The 23,732-nt window shown below is 43.7% G+C and carries 22 protein-coding genes; 16 read left to right on the top strand and 6 right to left on the bottom strand.

What is annotated here, in order from left to right; translation table 11 throughout:
- The first annotated feature begins 109 nt into the window (after positions 1–109).
- Positions 110–1,462: a BamA/TamA family outer membrane protein gene (locus PQ469_RS29030; RefSeq protein WP_274210775.1), complete on the top strand. Its 1,353-nt coding sequence runs from the start codon at positions 110–112 to the stop codon at positions 1,460–1,462.
- 424 nt (positions 1,463–1,886) lie between these two features.
- Here the strand turns inward: PQ469_RS29030 and PQ469_RS29025 are convergent, their stop codons facing one another.
- Positions 1,887–3,023, bottom strand: a complete 1,137-nt coding sequence (locus tag PQ469_RS29025) for an acyltransferase family protein (protein WP_274210774.1) — start codon at positions 3,021–3,023, stop codon at positions 1,887–1,889.
- A gap of 217 nt (positions 3,024–3,240) precedes the next feature.
- Here PQ469_RS29025 and PQ469_RS29020 point away from each other — a divergent pair, with 217 nt between their 5' ends.
- Positions 3,241–3,693 carry a 3-oxoacyl-ACP synthase gene (locus PQ469_RS29020; RefSeq protein ID WP_274210773.1) on the top strand — a complete coding sequence of 151 codons (453 nt, stop codon included), beginning with the start codon at positions 3,241–3,243 and terminating at the stop codon, positions 3,691–3,693.
- Between the two features lie 549 nt (positions 3,694–4,242).
- Positions 4,243–4,626 carry an RNA-binding regulator gene (rbp, locus tag PQ469_RS29015; RefSeq protein ID WP_090638138.1) on the top strand — a complete coding sequence of 128 codons (384 nt, stop codon included), beginning with the start codon at positions 4,243–4,245 and terminating at the stop codon, positions 4,624–4,626.
- A gap of 142 nt (positions 4,627–4,768) precedes the next feature.
- On the opposite strand, the gene PQ469_RS29010 is transcribed toward rbp, so the two are convergent.
- Positions 4,769–5,989: a GAF domain-containing sensor histidine kinase gene (locus PQ469_RS29010; protein WP_274210772.1), complete on the bottom strand. Its 1,221-nt coding sequence runs from the start codon at positions 5,987–5,989 to the stop codon at positions 4,769–4,771.
- A 164-nt stretch (positions 5,990–6,153) separates the two neighbouring features.
- Here PQ469_RS29010 and PQ469_RS29005 point away from each other — a divergent pair, with 164 nt between their 5' ends.
- The 12 genes from PQ469_RS29005 to PQ469_RS28950 all read left to right on the top strand — a co-directional run bounded on the left by PQ469_RS29005 (position 6,154) and on the right by PQ469_RS28950 (position 19,729).
- A complete protein-coding gene (locus PQ469_RS29005; protein ID WP_090638148.1) occupies positions 6,154–6,798 on the top strand; it encodes a (2Fe-2S)-binding protein in 645 nt (214 codons plus the stop codon).
- Positions 6,795–7,775 (top strand): FAD binding domain-containing protein, encoded by a 981-nt coding sequence (locus tag PQ469_RS29000; protein ID WP_274210771.1) that lies wholly within the window; start codon positions 6,795–6,797, stop codon positions 7,773–7,775. Before PQ469_RS29005 ends, PQ469_RS29000 begins: the two co-directional genes overlap by 4 nt.
- 7 nt (positions 7,776–7,782) lie before the next feature.
- Positions 7,783–9,933, top strand: coding sequence for a xanthine dehydrogenase family protein molybdopterin-binding subunit (locus PQ469_RS28995; protein WP_274210770.1), 2,151 nt, complete (start codon positions 7,783–7,785; stop codon positions 9,931–9,933).
- 138 nt (positions 9,934–10,071) lie between these two features.
- Positions 10,072–10,920, top strand: a complete 849-nt coding sequence (locus tag PQ469_RS28990) for a dienelactone hydrolase family protein (protein ID WP_274210769.1) — start codon at positions 10,072–10,074, stop codon at positions 10,918–10,920.
- Positions 10,921–11,002: 82 nt separating this feature from the next.
- Entirely contained in the window at positions 11,003–11,977 is a 975-nt protein-coding gene (locus PQ469_RS28985; protein ID WP_274210768.1) for a lysylphosphatidylglycerol synthase domain-containing protein, read from the top strand.
- A gap of 85 nt (positions 11,978–12,062) precedes the next feature.
- Positions 12,063–13,094, top strand: a complete 1,032-nt coding sequence (locus PQ469_RS28980) for a glycosyltransferase family 2 protein (protein WP_255369733.1) — start codon at positions 12,063–12,065, stop codon at positions 13,092–13,094.
- Between the two features lie 95 nt (positions 13,095–13,189).
- Positions 13,190–14,389, top strand: a complete 1,200-nt coding sequence (locus tag PQ469_RS28975; RefSeq protein WP_274210767.1) for an ABC transporter permease — start codon at positions 13,190–13,192, stop codon at positions 14,387–14,389.
- 38 nt (positions 14,390–14,427) lie between these two features.
- On the top strand, positions 14,428–15,666 hold the full coding sequence (locus tag PQ469_RS28970) for a PP2C family protein-serine/threonine phosphatase (protein WP_090638168.1): 1,239 nt from the start codon (positions 14,428–14,430) through the stop codon (positions 15,664–15,666).
- A gap of 190 nt (positions 15,667–15,856) precedes the next feature.
- Positions 15,857–16,453 (top strand): ribonuclease HII, encoded by a 597-nt coding sequence (gene rnhB / locus PQ469_RS28965; RefSeq protein ID WP_274210766.1) that lies wholly within the window; start codon positions 15,857–15,859, stop codon positions 16,451–16,453.
- Between the two features lie 69 nt (positions 16,454–16,522).
- Positions 16,523–17,740: a glycosyltransferase family 4 protein gene (locus tag PQ469_RS28960; protein WP_274210765.1), complete on the top strand. Its 1,218-nt coding sequence runs from the start codon at positions 16,523–16,525 to the stop codon at positions 17,738–17,740.
- Between the two features lie 101 nt (positions 17,741–17,841).
- On the top strand, positions 17,842–18,921 hold the full coding sequence (gene gcvT / locus PQ469_RS28955; protein WP_274210764.1) for a glycine cleavage system aminomethyltransferase GcvT: 1,080 nt from the start codon (positions 17,842–17,844) through the stop codon (positions 18,919–18,921).
- 88 nt (positions 18,922–19,009) lie between these two features.
- The gene (locus PQ469_RS28950) at positions 19,010–19,729 is read left to right on the top strand and encodes a 2-phosphosulfolactate phosphatase (RefSeq protein WP_274210763.1); all 720 of its coding nucleotides are present in this window, start codon (positions 19,010–19,012) and stop codon (positions 19,727–19,729) included.
- A 24-nt stretch (positions 19,730–19,753) separates the two neighbouring features.
- Here PQ469_RS28950 and PQ469_RS28945 read toward each other — a convergent pair whose 3' ends face one another.
- The 4 genes from PQ469_RS28945 to dtd form a co-directional block, all read right to left on the bottom strand.
- Entirely contained in the window at positions 19,754–20,632 is an 879-nt protein-coding gene (locus PQ469_RS28945; protein WP_274210762.1) for a DUF4349 domain-containing protein, read from the bottom strand.
- 120 nt (positions 20,633–20,752) lie between these two features.
- On the bottom strand, positions 20,753–21,079 hold the full coding sequence (locus tag PQ469_RS28940) for a nucleotide pyrophosphohydrolase (RefSeq protein WP_090638190.1): 327 nt from the start codon (positions 21,077–21,079) through the stop codon (positions 20,753–20,755).
- A 130-nt stretch (positions 21,080–21,209) separates the two neighbouring features.
- A complete protein-coding gene (locus tag PQ469_RS28935) occupies positions 21,210–21,584 on the bottom strand; it encodes a GxxExxY protein (RefSeq protein ID WP_274210761.1) in 375 nt (124 codons plus the stop codon).
- Positions 21,585–21,750: 166 nt separating this feature from the next.
- Entirely contained in the window at positions 21,751–22,209 is a 459-nt protein-coding gene (gene dtd / locus PQ469_RS28930; RefSeq protein WP_274210760.1) for a D-aminoacyl-tRNA deacylase, read from the bottom strand.
- A 226-nt stretch (positions 22,210–22,435) separates the two neighbouring features.
- On the opposite strand from dtd, the gene PQ469_RS28925 reads away from it, so the two are divergent.
- On the top strand, positions 22,436–23,674 hold the full coding sequence (locus tag PQ469_RS28925; RefSeq protein ID WP_274210759.1) for a cystathionine gamma-synthase family protein: 1,239 nt from the start codon (positions 22,436–22,438) through the stop codon (positions 23,672–23,674).
- Positions 23,675–23,732: the final 58 nt, after the last annotated feature.

Raw genomic sequence — 23,732 nt, 5'->3', positions numbered from 1 at the left:
TGCCGGCTTAAAACATAAAACATTTCGGTGCTTTTCAGGTTTAAAAAACTGGCCCTGCATTTAAGGGCCAACATAATTAGTTGGAATTTAAATATTTATTATCCTGATAGTGCAGCAAAGGAACAGAAGTAGCCGGATTTATATATTAGCGAAGATTTTATTATGGCCTGTATTGGTAACCATACGAAGCTACGCTTACGGGCAGGAAGTAGTACCTCACGACACCTTGAAAACGGATTCGATAAAACACCATGCCGATTCGGTGAAGTTTCAGAAAAAAGCCAATGATGTTTCAAAACAGTATGATTTTGGCAACCTGGTAACAGATATTCTTCACCCAAAGAAGAAACCCGATTCGGTTTTCAAAAAGCCTTCGGGCATAACCGTTATCCCTAATATTGCATCTAACCCCAGCATCGGGTTTCAGTTGGGCATAAAAGCCGTAGCCGGCCGCAAATTGGGTAACGACCCCAATACATTATTATCGGTTGCAGCAACTTCGGTATCCTATACCACAAAAGGCATCCTTTATTTTTATATTAACCATAACATTTACACACCCGGCAACAAGTGGAATTTTCAGGGTAATATAGTGGCGGCCAAAAGTGTAACACCCGATTTTGGTTTGGGAATAGGTCTGCCAGATCCCGGTGGCAGCGCTGCCGACCAGGCGCTTGTTGACGCCGGCCGCAAAGGCCGCGCATATCATTCGATATATTTAAACCTGAGGGAAAAGGTATATAAGGAAGTAGAAAAAAACCTGTTTGTGGGCGCCGGGGTATCGTTTGATATCCGTACCAAAATTCAGGACAAGGCAGATACCACCAACCATTTAACCCCCTATAACATTTATAGTGATGAGCACGGATTTAAACGGGACAGTTACCGGGCCGATGGTTTGCTGTTTAACGTACAATACACCACCCGCGATAATCAAAACCGTGCTTATAAGGGAATTTATGCCGATGCCGGGTTCCGGGTTAACCAAACCTGGATGGGCAGCACCAAAAGCGCGGTGCAATTTACTACTGATTTCAGGAAGTATTTTAGCCTGTCGTCAGAAAACCCGGAGCACGTTATTGCAATCTGGAACTGGGGATCATACCTCATTACAGGCGATATTCCGTACCTTGAACTGCCGGGCACGGCTAAAGACGGTAGCTTTAGGAGCGGCCGAGGTTATACCACCGGCTATTTTAAAGGCACCCGGTTTAACTACAGCGAGGTTGAATATCGTTTCCCTATCCTCAAAAATAAATTCATCAGCGGGGTAGCCTTCTTTAGCGAACAAACCGCCAATGACGAAGCCGGAACTAAGCTGTTCCAAAAATTTCAGCCCGGCGGCGGCGGTGGCTTGCGGGTGCTGTTTAACAAAACTACCCGCACCAATTTATGCCTTGATTATGCCTTTGGCAAGTTTGGCTCCAAAGGTTTCTTTTTGGGTTTGAACGAGGCTTTTTAAAAGAGTATCGCGTTTGATTGGAGTGTGCTTTATCGACCAAGGTGCTAAGAAGCAAATAAAAAGATCATTATTGCTTCGTCCCTACACATCACGTATTGGAATTTATATACACATTCGTTTGAACGCTGGCGAAGACTCACCCGGTCGCCGGGCGTAGCCTCGACCGGGTGAGTCTTCGCCGACATGCGGAATACGTTGTTGTCCCTTCATTAAAAGCATAAAAACATTAGTAAGCCAAATTTAGACAGATGCTAAGAGGCAAAGAAAAAAAGTCGCGTTGTTTCTTGCCGTCTTTGTACAAAATGTTTTTTAATTTGAATTACAAAAATTAACTATTGGTAGTGTACCACCCCGTACCAGGGTGTTTCACCCCGTACCGGTACACACACTTTGTTGATGATACAAAATATAAAGCCCGGCCTTGTTATGCGGCCTTCTTTACCAAAAAACGTTTCCTTAGCCATTCGCGAACAGGCTCGTCATACAGTTTAAGGCAGGCATAAGCAATGGCAATACTGCTAACCAACACCAGGGTGCCAATGCAAAGGCTGTAGCCCATGGGCACTTTATTATCAATAACCCATGCGGTGTACCAATAAATTAGCGGGTAGTGGGTAATATAGATGGGGTAGGATATTTCGCCAAAAAACTTACACACTTTGTTGGCAGTTTTGCCGGTCAGCTCGCCGCCAGCCCCTATGGCAACAATCAGCGGGAACATGACGATGATAACAAATGCTTCGTATAAACCGTTCATCCAAAGATGATCGGGGCCGCCAATCCTGGGGATAGCCAGTACAATAAAAACAAGTATGCTGCATACCGCAAAAGCGCTTTTAATATGGATAAGTTTTCCTAAGCGCGAAAGCAGCACACCGGCAAAAAACGGGTAAAGCAACCGGATAAAGCCTATACTCAGCTGTTGTTTATTGATACTCCAGCCGCCTATAACATCGCCCTGTGGCCCCGTTACCAGGTAGTTGATAAGCAAGCCGGCAAATATGGCCACAAATATAGCAAGCACCGTTTTTGAAAACCGGCGAACTATTACCGCATACAAAATATTAGCTATATACTCAAAAAACAGCGACCAGGCCGGGCCATCCAGCGGATGCATTTCCTGCCAGCCGCGTATATCCATAGATATGGGTATCGGGATAAGCGTAAAGCCGATCACCATAACCAGCAGCATTTTCCAAACAGGTGTTGCGCTGATAAGCGGGAACACCGTGGGTGATGCCTGTAAATAAAAAAATATGGCCCCAATGATGCTGCCCATGATAACCATTGGCTGTAAGCGTACAAGCCTGCGTTTATAAAACTCCCATTGGCCCATTTTGCCCCAACGATCGTCATATGCGTAGGCTACCACGAAGCCCGAAAGCAGGAAAAAGAAATCGACAGCCAGGTAGCCGTGATTAATGATCTGGGCGAAGCGGCTGCCGCCATTATTGGCCTCCAAAACGTGGAAGGCTACTACCAGCAAGGCGGCTACACCACGCAGACCGTCTAAAATTTTATAATGACTTTTTGATTCAAGGTACGCAGGAGTTTGGTTCATTGGTTTAAATTGGCTAAAGGCTTTGTTGAGTGAGCCATAAAAATGGTTTATTTTATTGAAAAAACAAGGGCTGAAATACAATAATAGATTTTATTGCATAATGTAATGCCGGTTACATTGTATAACCCGAAACTGCGGGTGTTATTTTACCCGGCCATCAGCCAACATTTATTACTTTATTTGCATTTTACAAAATGCAGCTATTGTTGAGCGCAAAATGAACAATCTGAAAAAGGAATTATATGACCTGTGTGTAGCCCACGTTCGCAGGAGCATGGATGCCGCCGAACTGGCTATCAGCGAAGCGCAAAAATCATCAAACGACGATACTAAGAGCAGCGCCGGCGATAAATACGAAACCGGGCGCGAAATGGCGCAGCAGGAAACCAACCGCAACCTGGCCCAGCTTAACGAAGCCAACAAATTACTGGTTGCTTTAAACCGCATAGGTACCACCGGCACATCGGCCATAGCCGAAGCAGGCAGCGTGATCATTACCAATAATGGCAATTTTTATTTGGCTATAAGCGCGGGGGCGTTATTGCTTCATGGCAAAAGCTATTTCGCCGTATCGCCCGGTTCGCCGGTGGGCATTAAACTGAACGGGGCAAAAGCTGGCGACAGCTTTACGCTGAACGGGAAAACGTATGTGGTAGAATTGGTATATTGATATTAAAACGATGGTAGAAGAGGCATGATACCAGACTTGCCTGCCGGAGCCATGTTAATAACTATTAAGCAATGTTGCATTGCGGTATTAGTAATGTATCCGGGGGAAGGCATGCCCGTTTGTAAAGTGGCCCGGTAAGCGTTGCCCCGCTGTTTTGGTAAAACATTTAAAACCAAATAATATGCGCAGCCACGGCGGCGATGTCACATGACAAATATGCACAAGGGTAATTTTCAAGCTGTTGATAAGGTATTTGCAGTGAATTTATCAAATTTTATCGGCGCGGGGCTTTTTTAATAATAAACGATATTACTTTTATAAACTATGCCATATAAATAAGGCCTTATTTAATATCCGGCCCGGGCAAATTATATTTTAACGGTTAAAAAGTGCTGTTTTTAACCTAAAATCAATAAAAATCAACTTTTTTTTAAAATAAAACCATCCATTCATAAAATCATGCAGTAATCATCAAATATCTATTACTATATTTGATGTTAACAAAACTGGGCAAACAAAACAACCTTGCCTTTTATAAATTAAAGATTGATGAACATATTTGTAGGAAGCCTTCCTTTTCAATTAGAGGAAGCCGATTTAAAAGAGCTTTTTGAAGCGTACGGTGAAGTAAGCACTGTAAAAATTATTATTGACCGTGAATCTGGCAGAAGCAAGGGTTTCGGATTTGTTGAAATGCCTGATGATGAAGCTGCACAATTAGCAATCACCGGTTTAAACGGATCAGATGTTAGAGGCAGATCAATTGCTGTTAGCCAGGCTGAAGACAAAAAACCACGCGACAACCGTGGCGGCGGTGGTTATGGTGGCAACCGTGGCGGCGGTGGCGGCTATGGCGGCGGCGGTAACCGTGGCGGTGGCGGCGGTGGTTATTCAAAAGATAGCCGTGGCGGCGGCGGTGGCAGCCGTTGGTAAATTATAAATAAACAAAGTGCCGGGTATTGGTACCCGGCACTTTGCTGTTAATAATACATCTACTTACTGTACTTTGTGGGATTGGTTTAGCAGGTTTTTTTTACCTGCTGTGATAGTTCTATATCAAAAAACCATGCTTATGTTATTTTTCCGGCGATGACGCCTGCGGTAGCTTTACCTCAAATGTGGCCCCCTGTCCCGGAACCGAAAATATATTAAACGTTCCCTTAAGGCTTTCAACCAGGTGCTTTACAAGCGCCAGGCCAAACCCGTACCCATTTTCGCCGCCGGTACCATTTGTTGATGTGGCGTTGCCCTGCAATATATTGGCTATTCCATCGGCATCCAGCCCAACACCCGAATCGGTTACTTTTATCTGCAATACGTTTTCGTTTCTTTTTTCAATCAAATCCAGGTCAACAGTAACAGAGCCATTATTCGGGGTGAATTTGATAGCGTTCGAAATCAGGTTCCCGGTTATCTGCAGTAATTTATTTTTTGAAAAGGGAATGGTTTCTGATGCCGACGAGGTATTCACTCTAAACGTTATATGCTTGTTCATGGCCTGCGGCACATACAGTTTTTCCAGCTTGTCTTTAAATACCACCTGGTTAAATTCGTTTCCCTTTAATTCGGGCACTTTCTTCTCTTTTTTATCCGCACTCAAAATTTCATCTGCAAGCTCCAGTATCGATCGGCCGCTTCTGTGTATCAGGTTCATAAACTCCAATATCTCGTCCATCTGGTTTTCATCGCCCTGTTCACGAATAAGCTGTGCCAGGCCTATAATGCCACTTAATGGTCCGCGAATATCGTGCGCTACTTTTTTCTGTGTTTGTTTTGCTTCAGATAAATTGTTCCGCAGGTCATCAATTACTTTAATGTATTTAAGCCTGTTCACAATTTCGCCGGCAATTATCTTTAATAGCTCTATCTTTTCGGGGTTAAGTGTCTTTGGCGAATGCGCATCAACCACGCATAAGGCGCCAATGTTATGATTATCTACATTAAGTGGAATGCCGTAGTAATAGCGCAGGTGAGGCCCGCCGGTAACGTAGGGCCTATCTTTAAACCGCTCGTCGGCGCTCAGGTCGGCAATTTCCATATTTTCGTCGCTCATTAATACGTATTGACAAACAGATTCCTCGCGCGGCATTTGCTCCAGGTCCATGTTATGGGTCGAGATGGTCCATTGGGTATAGGAATCAATGAGGTTAACCAACGACATTTCGGTGCCGGCAACTTTGGCGGCAAGCTTGGTTAAATCTTTAAAACTATCGGCGTGGGCGCCATAGTCCAAATCAAATTCCGACAGGGTCATTACCCTGTCCATTTCATTTTCGGGGATTGGGGGAGTTAACATACAATCAATTAGTTACGGCTTTATACGGCAATATGCCCTCAATTGTTTTATAATAATACCCAATACGTGACCATGCACAAAATACAGATGTTGTAAAACATTGATTGCAGTTGCAGCATTTTATTAAAAATATGTAATTTAACATTCCTAAAAGCCGATTATTTATGGAAAGCAAAAAACCTTGTACCGGGGCTGATGAAGACCTGGATGTGAAGGATAGTTCGCGCAGGAATTTCCTGAAACAATCAACCCTGCTAACTGCCGTAGCCCTTACACCGGGCACTGCCATAAAAGCTGCGGCCAGCCATGTAGATGAGCAAATTGCCGCGGTTTTTGAAAAAATGCCTTTAAAAATGCAGGTAAACGGCAGGCAGCAAAACCTATCCGTTGAGCCACGATCAACCCTGCTGGATATATTACGCGAGCAACTGGACCTAACCGGCACTAAAAAGGGCTGCGACCATGGCCAATGCGGTGCATGTACTGTTCATGTAGACGGGCAACGGGTAAACTCCTGCCTTACCCTGGGCATCATGATGAACGGCAAAAAAATTACCACCATTGAAGGCCTTGCCAATGGCGATAAGCTGCACCCTATGCAGGAGGCTTTTATAAAGCACGATGGTTTCCAGTGCGGGTATTGTACACCGGGGCAAATCATGTCGGCGGTAGCCTGTATCCGCGAGGGACACGCCAACTCTGAACACGAAATACGCGAATATATGAGCGGCAATATTTGCCGCTGCGGCGCTTACCCCAATATAGTAAACGCCATACAGGAAGTAAAAGACGGGGGGATGGCCGTATGAAACAGTTTCAATACGTTAGGCCGGCAACACAGCAAGCAGTTTTAGATGCTGTGGGCAAACCCGGCAGCAAGATTATAGCGGGTGGTACAAACCTGGTAGACCTGATGAAACGGGGCGTTACTGCTCCGGATAAACTGGTTGATATAAACCAGCTGCCGTTAAAAAATATTGGTATTACTAAAAACGGACTTCACATTGGCGCCCTTGCACTCAACAGTGCGGTATCTGAAAATAATTTGGTAGCCCAAAACCAACCGCTTTTGGCCATGGCGCTTAAAGCGGGGGCATCGCCGCAACTGCGCAATATGGCAACGGTTGGCGGTAACATGATGCAGCGCACCCGTTGCGGGTATTTTTATGATACCACCATGCCTTGTAATAAACGTGTGCCGGGTACCGGCTGCGGGGCAATGCAAGGTATTAACCGGATGCACGCTATTTTTGGTGCAAGCCCCCAATGCATAGCTGTACATCCCAGCGATATGTGCGTTGCCCTTGCTGCCCTGGACGCGACAGTAGTTATAGCCGGAAAAAAGGGCGAGCGCCGCCTGCCTTTTACCGAATTCCATCGCCTGCCGGGAGATCATCCTGAACTGGATAACCGTTTGGCCAAAGATGAACTGATTGTTGGGGTAGAAATACCGGATAATAACTTTGCCAAAAACAGCTACTATTTAAAAATCCGCGACAGGCAATCATATGCCTTCGCGCTGGTTTCTGTAGCAGCAGCGCTTGAAATAGATAACGGGCTGATAAAAAATGCCCGGCTGGCTATGGGCGGCGTAGCGCATAAACCCTGGCGGCTTTTTGATGCCGAAAAATCACTTGTTGGCAAACCTGCAACCGAAGAGAGTTTTGCCAACGCAGCCCGGCTGGCTATGCAGGGGGCTATAGGCCATGGCGGTAATTCATTCAAATTAAAATTGGCACCGGCCACCATTACCGAGGCTTTAAAACATGCAGCAGGCTTAGTTTAACATCAACATGAAAACAGCGACAGACAAAACGATGCCCTCATCGGCAGAGGGCATGGGCCGGGTAGACGGAAGACTAAAAGTAACCGGTGCAGCAAAATACTCGGCTGAATATGCACCGGCGGGTTTAACTTATGGGGTACTGGTAGGCAGTACCATTACCAAAGGCAGCATTACTGCCATTGATACCAAAGCGGCTTTGAAAGCGCCCGGCGTATTAGCCGTACTTACCCATTTAAACGCCCCAAAAGTGCCCGGCGACCAGCCCGGAAAGGACAAGAAAGCAGGCGATAAGGGCGCTTTAAAGGTTTTTTATGATGATAAAATATATTACAACGGCCAGCCCGTTGCCATAGTAATAGCCGATACTTTTGAGCGTGCGCTGTTTGCAGCATCATTGGTAAAAGCAACATACCAGGCCGAAAAGCATATCACCAGCCTGCCTGATAACATAGAAAAAGGATTTCCTCCACATGGCGAAGGTATTTATAAACGAGGAGCCGAAGATGCCTGGAAAACTGCCCCGTTTAAACTGGAGCAGGAATATATTGTGCCTACGGTAACCCATAACCCTATGGAGCTGCATGCTATTATTGCCCGTTGGGATGCTGATAATAAATTAAGCGTTTGGGATAAAACCCAGGGCGTTAAAGATACCCAGCAGGATTTGGCGCGCCTGTTTAAACTCCCCAAAGAAAATGTACTGGTGCATTCGGAATTTGTTGGCGGGGCATTTGGCAGCGCTTTGCGAACATGGCCGCATGAAGTGGCCGCCATACTTGCTGCTAAAGTGGTAAAAAGGCCTGTAAAGGTGGTTTTAAGCCGTGCAGATATGTTTACATCAGTAGGTTACCGCCCGTTTACCTGGCAAAAGATTGGCATTGGCGCTACAGCCGATGGTAAGCTTACCGGTATTACGCATGAAGCCGCCGGGCAAACTTCATCGTACGAAAATTTTACCGAAGGGCCTACCGGCGTAAGCCAGAATTTATACGCCTGCCCCAATGTAAATACCAAATACAACATTGTTCCGCTTGATATTGCAACACCCACATGGATGCGTGGGCCTGGCGAAGCCACCGGCTCTTTCGCGCTGGAGTCGGCACTGGATGAGCTATCTTACCAGCTGAAAATAGATCCTGTTGAATTGCGGATCCGCAATTACGCCGAGAAAGACCCTGATAGCGGCAAGCCATTCTCGAGCAAGTTTTTGAAAGATGCGTACGAACTGGGGGCCGATCACATAGGATGGAAAAACCGTAAGCAAGAACCAGGCATGGTAAAAGAGCATGGCTGGTATATTGGCTATGGCATGGGCGGCGGCATGTTTGGAGCCTATAGGGATAGGGCAACAATAAAAGCTACTTTGAAAGCCAACGGAACCTTATTGCTGCAAAGCGCAGTAAGCGATATCGGCCCCGGTACAGGTACCGCCATGGTGCTTATAGCAGCAGAGCAAATGAACATGCCAGCCGAAAAGATAAAATTTGAGTTGGGCGATTCATCATTACCCAACGCACCTACGCAGGGAGGATCGGCCACGACGGCCAGTGTTGGCTCGGCAGTATATAAAGCCTGCGCCGATTTGAAAGAGAAGTTTCAAAAACTGATTGGCAATGGCGGCACCGATAACCCCGATTATGCGAAAATATTAAAGGAACACAACCTGGCTTCGCTGGACGTTATTACGGAGACGGATGGCGGTAACGGGATGCAAACGTATGCCATGAACTCCTGGTCGGTACATTTTGTAAAAGTTTTGGTGAACGCTGCAACCGGTGTTGTTAAAATTGACAAGGTTGCCTGTGTATCCGATTGCGGCCGCATTATCAGCCCTAAAACGGCTCGTAGCCAGGTAATAGGCGGCGCGATAGGGGGGATTGGAATGGCTTTGATGGAGGAGTCGGTTATTGATCATCGATATGGCCGGTATATCAACAATAACTTTGCCGATTATCACGTGCCTGTAAATGCCGATATCCCACAGATAGATGCCCTGTTTGTAAACAAACCCGACCCCATCATTAACCCGATGGGCGCCAAAGGCATGGCCGAGATAGCCCTCATAGGCATGGCCGCCGCGGTAGCCAATGCAGTATACAACGCCAGCGGAAAACGGGTACGGGAGCTTCCGATAACTCCGGACAAAGTGATGGGATAGCAAGCCCCATTTAACGTTCCCGGGAATGGAGGGCTCAAAAGCCCGGTCCCGTTTTAGCAGGGATATTTAAAAATGAGTTGACAACGCAAATCAATTAGCCAACGTAACTGTTATTGAAAATAACTCAAAACTCAACCCATGAAAAAATTAGCCTTATTTACGTTATTAATCGCTTTTGGCTCACTCACCTTTGCGCAAAACAAAAAGGTGGTTTGCTGTGCCAACCCTTCATCAACCCAGCGCTTTGCCATGCTGGCCTCAAATCCAATGTTCCGGATGGCACATTTAAAACCGCTGCCTATCCGTTTTCAAAGCAGCATAGGTACAAATATTATCTATAAAACACCCGATGGCAAAACAGCCGCCGCTTATGTGCTGAAAGCCCCAAAGCCTACTAATAACTATATACTGGTGATTCATGAATGGTGGGGGCTGAACGATTATGTAAAACGCGAATCGGAGAAAATTTATAATGATTTGGGGAATGTAAACATCATCGATCTTGACCTTTATGACGGCAAAGTAGCCACCGACCCTAAAGATGCCGGCAAATTAATGCAGGCCGTTGTTGAAGAGAGGGCCAAAGCCATCATCAACGGCGCTATTGCTTATGCGGGTGCTAAAGCACATATTGCTACCATTGGATGGTGCTTTGGTGGCGGCTGGAGCCTGCAAACCGGCTTGCTTGCAGGCAAACAACTGGTTGGCAGCGTTATGTACTATGGCATGCCCGAGCAGGATGTGGCTAAACTGAAAACGCTAAACGCCGATGTGCTGGCCAATTTTGCTAATAAAGACCAATGGATAAATCCTAAAGTAGTGGCTAAGTTTAATGATGATATGAAAGCTGCCGGCAAAAAACTGTACCTGCACCAGTATGATGCCGACCATGGTTTTGCCAACCCAAGCAACCCGGCCTATAACAGCGATGCAACTAAAGATGCCTATGCCAATACCATTGCGTTTTTTAAAGCAAGGTTAAAATAAACAAAAATGCTAAAGTTGCGTTATTGGGTGGCGAGTTAATCCTTGCTTCATTTTTTCGTAACATTGCATAAATTTTAACTACTTGACCACTTCTACCAAGAAAATAGTTTCCTATCTGCTTAAAGCCGGCATAGTTATAGTAGCTGCATTGTTTATTTACAGGCAGTTTTCTAAAAAAAACAATGACCTGAAGGAGTTTGAACTATTAGTTTCAAGCATTAGCGCTACCAGGGTGATAGTAACTATGTCGGTAGTATCATTGTTGATGTTTGTTAACTGGTTCCTTGAAGCTTTAAAATGGCGCTATGTGAGCAAAGCCCTCATCAACATTACCCTTTGGGAAGCTGTTGAAGCTGTTTTTTGTGGCCTTACCTGGGCCGTTACCACACCAAACCGTATTGGCGAATATGGTGGCCGTGTTATGTTTTTGCCAAACCGCAAGCGTATCCCCGGTATTTTCGCCATGGCTGTGGGCTCCTTTAGCCAGGCGCTGATAACCAATGTGCTGGGCATTGTCTCTATGGTGTGGTTTATTGCAAACTTTATTCATGAAAAAACCTGGGGCTATGCGGGGCTGGCCGTTATTTCAGCCGCTGTGGTTTTGGTCCAGCTCATCATTTACTTTCATATCAAATGGATAGTTAATGTTCTTGACAGGATTTCATTTATCAGAAAATTCCATCGCTTTTTTGAGGTTTTAGGCCGGTATAAAACACATGAACTGATCAGGATCATGTGCTTTAGTTTGTTAAGGTACATTACCTTCACCACGCAGTATTACCTCATTTTTCAGATGGTGGTGCCGCAAATGCAGGTTGGGCCCATGCTACTGGTGTTAATGTTATTTTTCTTTATAACATCTGCCTTACCATCTCTTGATCTTTTTGATATCGGTGTGCGCGGGTTTACCGCCGCCCACCTTTTTGTGTACATAACCGATCAAAAGCTGGCCGTTATTTCCTGTGTTTCATCAATATGGCTTATAAATTTATTTATTCCTGCTATTTTAGGTTCTTTATTTGTTTTTAAAATCAAATTCTTTGATCGCAACGCTTAGTATAATCTCGTTATTGTTTACAGCCTTTTACCTGCTGTTTTTAGTTTATATCATAAAGGGGTGGTTTAATATAAAACCCCCAACAGTGGTAAACAAAACATCTTTTAATACCCGGGTTACTATACTTATAGCGGCTCGTAACGAAGCCGAAATTATCCATTTAACCATCGGTGATATTTTGGCCCAGGATTACCCCAGGCATTTGCTTGAGGTAATTATTGTTGACGATCACTCTACAGATAACACTGCTGCAATTATCGGAAGTTTTGCAGACCAGGGTATTACGCTGTTAAAACTCAATGAAAACCAACCATTAAATTCCTATAAAAAAAAGGCCATAACTGAGGCAATCCAATTATCAACCGGCGAACTAATGGTAGCCACCGATGCCGATTGCCGGATGAACAGCAAGTGGATATCAACCATAGTAACTTACTACGAAACCGAAAACCCGGTGCTTATTTCGGCTCCCGTGACATTTTTCCAGGAGAAATCGGTATTTGAGCTGATGCAAACGCTGGAGTTCTCGTTTTTAATTGGTATTGGAGCGGCATTTATTGGTAACGGAAGGGCATCAACCTGTAATGGCGCCAACATGGCCTACCGTAAAGATGTATTTAACGAAGTAGGAGGGTTTAAAGGTATCGATCAGCTGGCATCGGGCGATGATGAATTATTATTGCAAAAAGTGGCGGTACGCTACCCCGGCCGCATTGGTTTTATAAAACAAACAGACGCCATTGTATATACTCATGCCAAGCCAAATTTAAAAGAGTTTATGCAGCAGCGTAAGCGTTGGGCATCAAAATTTACTTTATATAAGGATAAAAAGATTGTTCTTGTCGCTCTTATCTTCTGGCTTTTTAATATCTCCCTGCTATTGAATTTTTTCCTGGGATTGTTTTTTGCCGATATTTTCAAGCTTTTTTTGGCGCAGTTTTTACTTAAATATTTTTTTGAGGCTATTTACCTGATTCCTGTTACCTCGTTTTTTAAGCGCAGCTACCTGGTTAGCCTGCTTATAATTACCATACCGGTACACGTTGTTTACCTGGCCTACATGGGCTTAATAGGCAGCAATAAAAAGTACCAATGGAAAGGGCGGGAGGTTAAATAGCCCTGATGGTTTTTAATGTAAATGTAATTTGTACTCACGCCGATTGCTTATTGCATCTATTTAAGCGATATTTAGCCAAACGGAACTATTAACTATTGGCCAAGCTTACCCCCTCTAAACGTACCTGGAACGCATTTAAGCGTAATAAAATTGCCATGGCCGGGCTTGTTTTTATTGCGATAACCCTGTTAGTGGCCATATTGGGGTATTTGATAATGCCCGATAACACCCCGCAGGCCAACAACATGACTATACAATTGAGCATTAAAAAGCCTGGCGCCAAATTCATGATGTTGCTTATACGCAAAAGCGAACAGATAGATACGATAAGCTTTTTTAACAGGATGCTTTTTGGGCAGCCATCTTTTTACAGGGAAGTGCCTATTACAGGGTATTATTTTAAACAGGATTCCGTCCACGTAAGCGAATATATTGGCAATGAGGATAAGCCCGATCAAAAAGCCTATAATATTTTTGAAGTGGTAACGGGTATTAAACCACGATATCATTTTAATAAAGTGCTGCTAAACCCAACGCTCTCCTGCGAAAAAACGGCGGAGATATACCAGAATTTTACCAATAAAATTAAAGGCGAACAAATAATTACCAGGACCTTTTGGCTGGGTACCGACGTTTACGGGCGCGACCTGCTGAGCCGCTTGTTGCTGGGTACACGAATTTCATTGGCAGTAGGGCTGATGTCGGTGATAATCAGCATGTTTTTAGGGGTCGCCGTTGGTTCTGTAGCGGGGTATTTTGGCGGGTGGATTGACGGCGCCTTAAGCTGGATAATGAACATATTATGGTCGTTGCCTGCATTGCTGCTGGTTATTGCCATATCATTTGCATTGGGCAAAGGGCTTTGGCAAATATTTATTGCAGTAGGCTTATCCATGTGGGTTGAGGTAGCCCGGCTGGTACGCGGCCAGGTAATGAGCCTGAAACAGGTTGAATATGTAGAAGCAGCCCGCGCCCTTGGCTTTAATAACAGGCGCATTATTACCAAACATATTTTGCCCAACATAACCGGGCCTATCCTGGTGCTGGCATCGTCAAACTTCGCATCGGCTATTTTGTTAGAAGCAGGGCTTAGCTTCCTGGGTTTTGGGGCCCAGCCACCGATGCCTACCTGGGGCGGCATGATTAAGGAGCACTATGGCTACATCGTTATGGATTCGGCTTTCCTAGCTATTACTCCCGGCCTGGCTATTATGTTGTTAGTGTATGCTTTTAACCTGGTTACAGTAGGTTTACGTGATGCTTTCGATATAAAATCACAAAGTACGCGCATTTGAAAATATTTTTTTTACTTTAGTCATGCGACTAAAAACAAATGCAATACAAAGACGATAGTTCTGGCGAAGACGAATTAATAAGGCTGTTGCTTAAACGGCAATCCGAGTTGAATTCCTTATTGGAGATCACCAGGGCCATTAATAAGAATACTTCCACCCCCATACTTATACAAATGCTGGAGGTTATTCTGCAAAATTACCTGCAGGTTGGCAAGCTTCGTTTTCTGATAGAAAAGGAAAATAAGTTTATATGCATCTCTAAATACGGCGGCGAAATGGAATCGGCCATGGCATTAAGCAGGGCTTGTGATAAATTAAGCAAAGTTAAATCGCCTGTCGCGATAGCCGATCACCAGGATGTTACCCTGCGCAAGTACAATTATTTTATTCCCATATACCACAAAAGTAAGGCCCTGGCTTATGCGCTTATCGGCGATTTTGATACATCGGGCGAGATGCTAAGCAACGATCTTAACTTTATCCAGACGCTGATGAATGTGATCATAGTAGCGCTGGAGAATAAAAAATTATTTAAAGAGCGTTTACAATCAGAACGTTTTCAGCGCGAAATGGAGCTTGCCGTTGAAGTGCAGAATATGTTGATACCGCTCAGGATTCATAAAGATAATGCAGTAGAAGTTGGCGCCAAATACCTGCCCCATCAAAATATCGGGGGGGATTACTTTGACTTTATCCGCCTTAATGAGAGCGAATTTTTATGGTGTATAGCCGATGTATCGGGTAAAGGAATATCGGCGGCGTTGCTGATGGCAAATTTTCAGGCCAGCCTGCACGCCTGGGCCGCGGTGGAGGACGACCTGACCAACATTATTGACCGCCTTAATAAAATAGTACTTAACAACACCAAGGGCGAACGGTTTATTACCCTGTTCCTGGCACGTTATAACCAAAAGAAACGCAAACTGAATTATATAAATGCAGGGCATAACCCAACCATCCTTTTTGCTGACGGGGAAGCTATACCACTGAAATTGGGAACGACGATGATTGGCGTTTTTGAAGACCTGCCTTTTTTGAACGAAGGAGAGGTTGATATTGAACCAGGCAGTCTTATTGTAAACTATACCGATGGTTTGATGGACTTTGAATCAACCAGTACTAAGGTATGGAATGAAGATAAACTGCTTTCGTTTGTAAAAGCCCACGGTAACCTATCGCCCGATAATTTTAACGATTTGTTATTAGACCACCTGAGCCTTGGACATAAAAGCAAACCGATAGACGATATCACCCTGCTTACGCTGAAGATATTTTAGACACACAAATTTCACTAATTGAAGCGAATTTAATACACACGAATTTCACGAATCGAGGCGAATTTAATACACACGAATAGGCGCGAATTGAACACGAATTTCACGAATTCCTGTCTAATGGTGTTAATGAACTATTCTTCGGTCTTGATACTTGATACTAACTACTTGATACTTATTCTATCTTTGTAACATGTTAGCAGCAAGGTACCAGTATGAATTAATTGAGGCGGGATGTGATGAAGCTGGTCGCGGTTGCCTTGCGGGGCCTGTGTTTGCCGCAGCGGTTATTCTTCCTCACGATTTTGATCACGATTTACTGAACGATTCCAAGCAGGTATCCGAAGAAATACGGTATCGGTTACGCGCAGAGATTGAAGAAAGGGCTATTGCCTATGCTGTGGCATCGGTTGATAATTTTGAGATTGACGAGATCAACATTCTAAACGCATCTTTCCTGGCTATGCATCGCGCTATTGAAAAATTGCAAATAGCGCCACAGTTTTTAATTATCGACGGTAACCGGTTTAAAAAATATCCAAACGTTCCGCATGAATGCATTATTCAGGGCGATGGTAAATATTTCAGTATTGCGGCAGCATCAATATTGGCCAAAACCTATCGTGATGATTATATGTTGAAAATTGCGGCCGAACATCCCGAATACGACTGGCACACTAATAAAGGCTATCCAACAATAAAACACCGCGAAACCGTTATGAAAATTGGGTTTACGCCATACCATCGTAAAACTTTCAGGGTGACCGACCCGCAGCTAAGTATTTTTTAAAGATACTTTGGTTAGATGTTTTGATAACCCCTTTCTGGTTGGTATTTTTGTGACAAACCCATCAATCATTTGAAGATCCTTATTTTAACACATCGTGTGCCATTTCCGCAAAATGGCGGATATGCTATTGTGGTGTGCAATACCATAAAAGGATTAATTGCATTGGGGCATGATGTGTCGCTGGTGGCATTAAATGCCCAAAAGTATAACAGCAGTTATCACGAAAAGGACGAGCTGGAGGACAAAATAAATTACACCTCGTTTAAAATCAACATCAACATATCTATGGTTGATGCTGCCGTGAACTTGTTCCGCAAAAAATCAAACAATGTTGATAGGTATTACGATGCCGAGTTTGAAAAGCTGCTTATCCGTGAGCTGAAGCAAAATGCGTATGATATTATCCAGTTTGAGGGTTTGTTTGTTACCCCCTACCTGACAGCTGTCCGCAAGGTATCAAAAGCCAAACTTATTTACCGGTCGCATAATATTGAACACCAGGTTTATGAAAGACTTGCGTATCAAAAGAGCGACCTGCTAAAAAGGGGATATCTGCGCATGGTTGCCCGGCGGATTAAAGATTACGAATTACAACAGCTTAATAAGTTTGATGCGATAGCGGTATTTACCGCTGAGGATAAAAAAACCGTGCTGTCATATGGCGCTACCATTCCGGTAGAGATTTTCCCTGTTGGAATTGACCTTACCCGCTACCGGCCCGACTTTAGTAAAACAGAATTCCCGAGTTTGTTTTTCCTGGGTTCGCTGGATTGGCTGCCTAACCGCGAAGGGATAGAATGGTTTATTAATAATTTTCATAAAGACCTGACAGAAGGAGACCTGCGTGTTAAATTTTACGTGGCCGGGCATAATATTCCCGAGCGTTTTGATGACTACGAGGTAATGGGTAAAATATTTATCCAGGGCGAAGTTGATGACGCCTTTGATTTTGTAAACAGTAAAGCCATTATGATTGTGCCGCTTTTATCAAGCGGTGGTATGCGGGTAAAAATTGTTGAGGGAATGGCCATGCAAAAATGTATCATATCTACCGCCCTGGGGGCCGAAGGTATAAACTTTAGCAACGGAACCAATATTATGATAGCCAATGATCAGCGGGAGTTTTACCATGCTATTGAACGTTGCATATCCGATGAAGAGTTTTGCAAAAACGTAGGTCTTAATGCGCGTAAATTGGTTGAGCAGCAGCACGATGTGAATAAAGTAGCAAAAGATTTGGTTGAATTTTATAAAAGGCTGAGCGCTCCGCCCGTACTCTCTGCATAAGCAGCAGCTTAAAAAGTATCATTAGCCCTGGCGCGGGCATTACAAATGGGGCTCATTTTCTCTTCAAAATAATTACCTTTGCGGCTGATTGAACTGACCGCATGAAGAATACTGCTTTAACCGATGTACATATAAAAGCTGGTGCCAAAATGGTGCCTTTTGCCGGCTACAATATGCCCGTGCAATACGTGGGTATTAACGCCGAACACGAAACCGTACGCAAGGCGGTAGGCGTGTTTGATGTAAGCCATATGGGCGAATTTATTTTAAAAGGCGATAATGCGCTTGACCTTATCCAACGGGTTACAAGTAACGATGCTGCCAAATTATACGATGGCAAAGTGCAATACTCCTGCCTGCCAAACGAGGATGGTGGCATTGTTGACGATTTGTTGGTTTACCGTATTGACGAGAAAACCTACATGCTGGTAGTTAACGCATCAAATATTGATAAAGACTGGGACTGGATCTCCAGATACAATACCAGCGGTGTTGATATGAAAAACATATCTGACCGTACATCATTGCTGGCCATCCAGGGGCCCAAAGCTGCCGAAGCACTACAAAGCCTTACCGATGTTGACCTGGTATCCATGGAATACTACACCTTTAAAAAAGGAACTTTTGCAGGTGTTGACAATGTGCTTATTTCGGCTACAGGGTACACCGGCGCAGGCGGGTTTGAAATTTATTTTGATAACCAGTATGCAGAACAAATCTGGAATGCAATTTTTAAAGCCGGGGAGCCATTTGGTATAAAGCCAATTGGCCTGGGGGCCCGCGATACCTTGCGTTTAGAAATGGGCTTTTGCCTGTACGGGAACGATATTGACGATACCACATCGCCATTAGAGGCCGGCCTTGGCTGGGTAACCAAATTCAACAAGGAATTTACCAATGCCGAGGCTTTGCAGCAACAAAAACAAACAGGCGTAAGCAAAAAGCTGGTTGGTTTTGAAATGATTGACCGCGGTATCCCCCGCCATGATTACCCTATTGTTGATGCCGATGGCAATACCATAGGCAAAGTAACATCGGGCACGCAATCACCATCGCTACAAAAAGCCATTGGTATGGGTTATGTTGACAATGCTTTCGCTAAAGAAGGTACAGAAATTTTCATCAGCATCCGCGATAATAAAATCAAGGCTAAAATTGTAAAGCCGCCTTTTTACAAATAGTCATCGGTCATTAGTCATTGGTTATTAGTTGGTTTAACTGCTAATTGATCGGCGGCGTTTATGACCAATGACGAGTGACTAATGACTAATGACCAAGAATTTACAAGTTTGCCTTACACCCGCTTTGCTGCCACTTTTTAATGTGGAAGAATACATTGTAGTGGTTATTGATATTTTCAGGGCAACATCATCTATATGTTATGGTATTGAAAACGGTGCTGAGGCTATTATCCCGGTATCACAGGTTGAGGAGTGTTCCGCGTATAGAGAGAAAGGGCTGGATTACCTTTTGGCAGCAGAGCGCGACGGGAAAGTAGTTGAGGGTTTTGATTTTGGGAATTCGCCATTTTCATACACCGTCGAAAAAGTTGCCGGTAAAACAGTGGTGCTTACCACCACAAACGGCACCCACGCGCTGCATTTATCCCGCGCAGCTAAAAAAATTGTGATAGGATCGTTCCTAAACCTTACTGCGTTAAGCGATTGGCTCAAAACGCAGAACGAAAACGTGCTGCTGGTATGTGCGGGCTGGAAAAACAATTTTAACCTGGAGGATACCCTTTTTGCCGGTGCCGTAATCGATCAGTTAAAAACTTTCGGTTATGTTTTGGATGATGCCGCGCTGGCCGCCAATGATTTGTACCAGTTGGGCAAGCACGATATTAACGATTACCTTAAAAAAACATCTCACGGCGAGCGATTAAAAAAATTAGGCATCCAAAAGGACATCGATTTTTGTTTGCAGGTAGATATTACTACGGCTATCCCGGTTTTGGATGGGGAGCAGTTGGTTAAATTACAGCAATAAAATTAGCAGGCTATCAGCGCGCTTTTATTCGGCATCCTTCTCCAGTTTTCTTTTTCTTGCCCATCTTCTGAACCACCAAAACCCTATTAGTACTATAACTAAAACCGGCCAAAGTGTTATTACGGTAAAAAACAAGTCTTGTACAATATCCCAGCTTTGGGTTATTGCCTGCTTAAACCGGTAGCTAAAGCCATTTTCGTTAGTTGTACGTTCGCCATGTTTATTGTAAAAGGTGATATCGAGCGAACTGAAAGCAACCTGGCGGGTCATATAATTTAGTTGCCCCTGGGTCGATTCAATATCCGTGCGTATTTCGGCTATCTTGTCCTCTATCTCCAATAAGTCGCTTGTTTTTGTAGCCCTTCTTAGCAGGTCCAGGTATCTGCTTTCCAGTAACTGTTTGTTTTTTAGCCGTGTAGCAATGTCAATAAAATCCGAAGTAACATCTTTCCTGCGGATGTTTTTAGTGTCGATACTATCCCCGCTGGCTTGCAACGCATCCAGGAACCTGTCGAAATTTTTTGAAGGTACGCGGACCTTTAAATCAAACCCTTTCTGGCTGTTATCGCCGCCGTTGGTTTCAGTTTCTTCGGCTACATAACCGCCAAGGCTTTGTAATGAATTTACTATTTTTTGTTTTGCAGCGTAAAGGTTGCCGGTATGGAAACGGATTTCGCCTTCCTTGATGATTTTTTTTGAAGTATCTATTGTCTCTTTTTGAGGTGTTACACTTTTATCTGAGGCTGATTTAGCTAAAGAATTTGCACTGCCAATGTTCTTTTCTTCTGCCATTGGCGGTGCTGCCAACGTGACGTCCAAAGCCCTCAATTTTGATGGTTCGCTTTTCTTTTCGCAGGCGCAAAGTGTCAGCAATAAGGAAAATGTGATAATATAAGTTTTCATAATAAGGAAATTTAGTTTTGATAATAAACGAAATGTGCCTTATTAAATTATATAAAATTGATTTTTGACGAAATTAAATTTTGTTATTTAATTTAATTCGACACATAATTTTAAAAATCGTCATTTCAGCTTCTCGTTATTCTTATGCCGGTCGGCGTCACGGATGCTTTTCTTTTCCATATTCTTTTCCAGTGCATCCGTGAGGTCGATACCGGTTTGGTTAGCCAGGCATATCAGCACAAAAAGCACATCCGCCATTTCATCTGCCAGGTTAACCTCTGTATCCGATTTTTTAAATGATTGTTCGCCATACTGCCTCGCCATAATGCGGGCTACTTCGCCCACCTCCTCCATCAAAATGGCAGTATTGGTTAACTCATTAAAATACCGGATGCCCGTGGTATTTATCCACTTATCTACCAGATGCTGCGCTTCTTTAATTTCCATAACACGAATTTAAATAAACACGAATTTCACGAATTAAATCGAATTGTCGCGAAGGTTATGAAACACGAATTTCACGAATGTGGCGAATTACCACGAATGCTTTTGGGTGAATTTTTTCGAATTGGAATAATTATATGATTACTCTTTGATATTCTACCGAGGGGGCGCCGAAATTTATTACAATACCTAATCTCAGGCCCGAGGCTTTTAAATAGTTAAGTGTTTGTTTAATATAGGGATCGCCAATATAATTTCCCGCTTTTATTTCAAGAATGATCGTGTTATATAATACAAAATCTGCAACAAAAAAGTGTTTGAGTTTTTGCTCTTTGTAGAAAAGGGAATATGGTTTCTCTTTCTCGAATGGAAGACCTAATCGTTTAAACTCAAACTCCAGGGCATCTTTATAAACAACCTCCTTAAAGCCATGCCCCAATATCTTATGAACTTCAAAACAAACGCCAATTATTTTGTAGGATTCCTCTTTGAATAAAATATCAGTCATAAAAATGAAATGGACACGAATTTATTATTATACACGATTTTCACTAATTGAATATGATTTTCACTAACCCAGCGATAAATAAATTCGTGAAATTTGCCTAAATCTGTGAAAATTCGTGTTTATTCCATTCGTGAAATTCGATAAAATTAGAAAAATTGGTGTGCAATTAATGATTGTCTTTGTCCCTGGTATCCATCACAATAGTCACCGGGCCATCGTTCAATAAACTAATCTTCATATCAGCCCCAAAAATGCCCGTGGCTACCTTTTTACCGGTGATTGTTTGCAACGTTTTGATCATTTGCTCGTACATCGGTATTGCCTTATCGGGTTTTGCAGCCCGGATAAATGATGGCCGGTTTCCCTTTTTTGTTTGGGCAAATAAGGTGAATTGCGATATCAGCAATATGTTGCCATTGATATCGGCAAGGGCTTTGTTCATCAGGCCGTTTTCATCGCTAAAAACACGCATGCCTGCAATTTTATTGGCCAGCCAGTTTAGGTCCTCGTCAGTATCGGCATCTTCAATACCCAGCAATACCAGGAAGCCGGCGCCTATTTGCCCGGTTATTTCACCATCAACTTTGCAACTTGCTTCGGTTACCCGTTGTAATACTGCTCTCATATGCACACGAATGTCACGAATTGGATCGAATTTCACTAATTCAGGTGAATTAATTTATCCACGCTCATCAAATTAGTGCCTATTCGACCCAGTTCAGGAGATTGGTGTTGTCTATATAATACTTTATCTATCGGATTTGTGTTAATTCGACTTAATTGGTGAAATTCGTGTGCATAAAAATTCTTAAGTTCGCAACCGCTATTATTTTTTTACTGATAGGTTCAAAATGACTACTAAAAGAGGCTTTACAACTACCCTATTACATGCCGACCGCCTGGGCAAGCCAGAGCACGGGTCTTTACATAAACCAATCCATACTTCGGTTACTTACGGGCACGAGGATGTGCAGGATTTGGTTGATATTTTTCAGAACAAAAAGAAAGGTTACGCTTATTCGCGCCAGGGAAACCCTACGGTTACCGCATTGGAGTATAAAGTAACCCAAATGGAAAAGGGCTTATCTTCTATTGCGTTCTCTACCGGGATGGCGGCTATTTCGGCCACCATTATGGCATTGATAAAACATACAGATCATATAGTAGCCAGTTCGTTTTTATTTGGCAACAGCCGTAGTATTTTTCAAACGTATATCGACTTAGGTTTGGATATTACCTTTGTTGACGCTACAGATGTTGAAAACGTTCGCGCCGAAATAAAAGAAAATACCAAACTGGTTTTTGTTGAAACCATTGCCAACCCGGCCACCCAAATTGCAGATTTGGAGGGCATTGGTACACTTTGCAGCGAAAAAGGAATTTTATATGTGGTAGATAACACCATGACGTCGCCATACCTGTTTAATCCAATTGACGTAAAGGCAGGCCTGGTCATCAACTCGTTAACCAAATACATCGGCGGTCACGGCAATGCATTAGGCGGCAGTGTTACCGATACCGGCTTGTTTGACTGGAGCATATACCCCAACATTTTCCCGGGCTTTAAAACCCAGGTAAAGCCCGAGGCTTTGGGAATGACGCAGATTCGTAAAAAAGGACTTCGCGATGCTGGCGGCACTTTATCGCCCGAAGCCGCGCATTCCATATCTGTAGGTTCGGAAACATTGGCTCTCCGGTTAGAACGTGCCTGCAACAATGCATTTGCGCTGGCTACTTATTTTGAAAGCCATCCAAAAATTAAAAAAGTATTTTATCCGGGCCTGGAAAATCACCCCCAGCATGAGCGTGCCGGTAAGTTATTTGCCAAATTTGGCGGACTGATGAGCATCGAACTGGACGACAGTATTGATTGCCTTGCATTTTTAAATAAATTGCAGCTGGTAGTAAAATCAAGCAACCTGGGCGATACCCGTACCCTGGCTATCCCCGTAGCTCAAACCATATTTTTTGAGCTTGGTGCCGAGCGCCGTGCCGAAATGGGCATCCCCGAAAGCATGATCCGCCTATCGGTGGGGATTGAGGATTTGGATGATTTGGTGGAGGATTTTAAGACGGCGCTGGAAGGATAAAGAATTTTGGAGCAAGGATTAAGACTAAGCCCGTGAGCTTTTTTCTTAATTCTAATCT

It is taken from the genome of Mucilaginibacter sp. KACC 22773 (assembly GCF_028736215.1).
Taxonomy (GTDB): domain Bacteria; phylum Bacteroidota; class Bacteroidia; order Sphingobacteriales; family Sphingobacteriaceae; genus Mucilaginibacter.
Note: the sequence above shows the minus strand (reverse complement) of the source record. Positions and strands in the feature narration are given on the sequence as shown.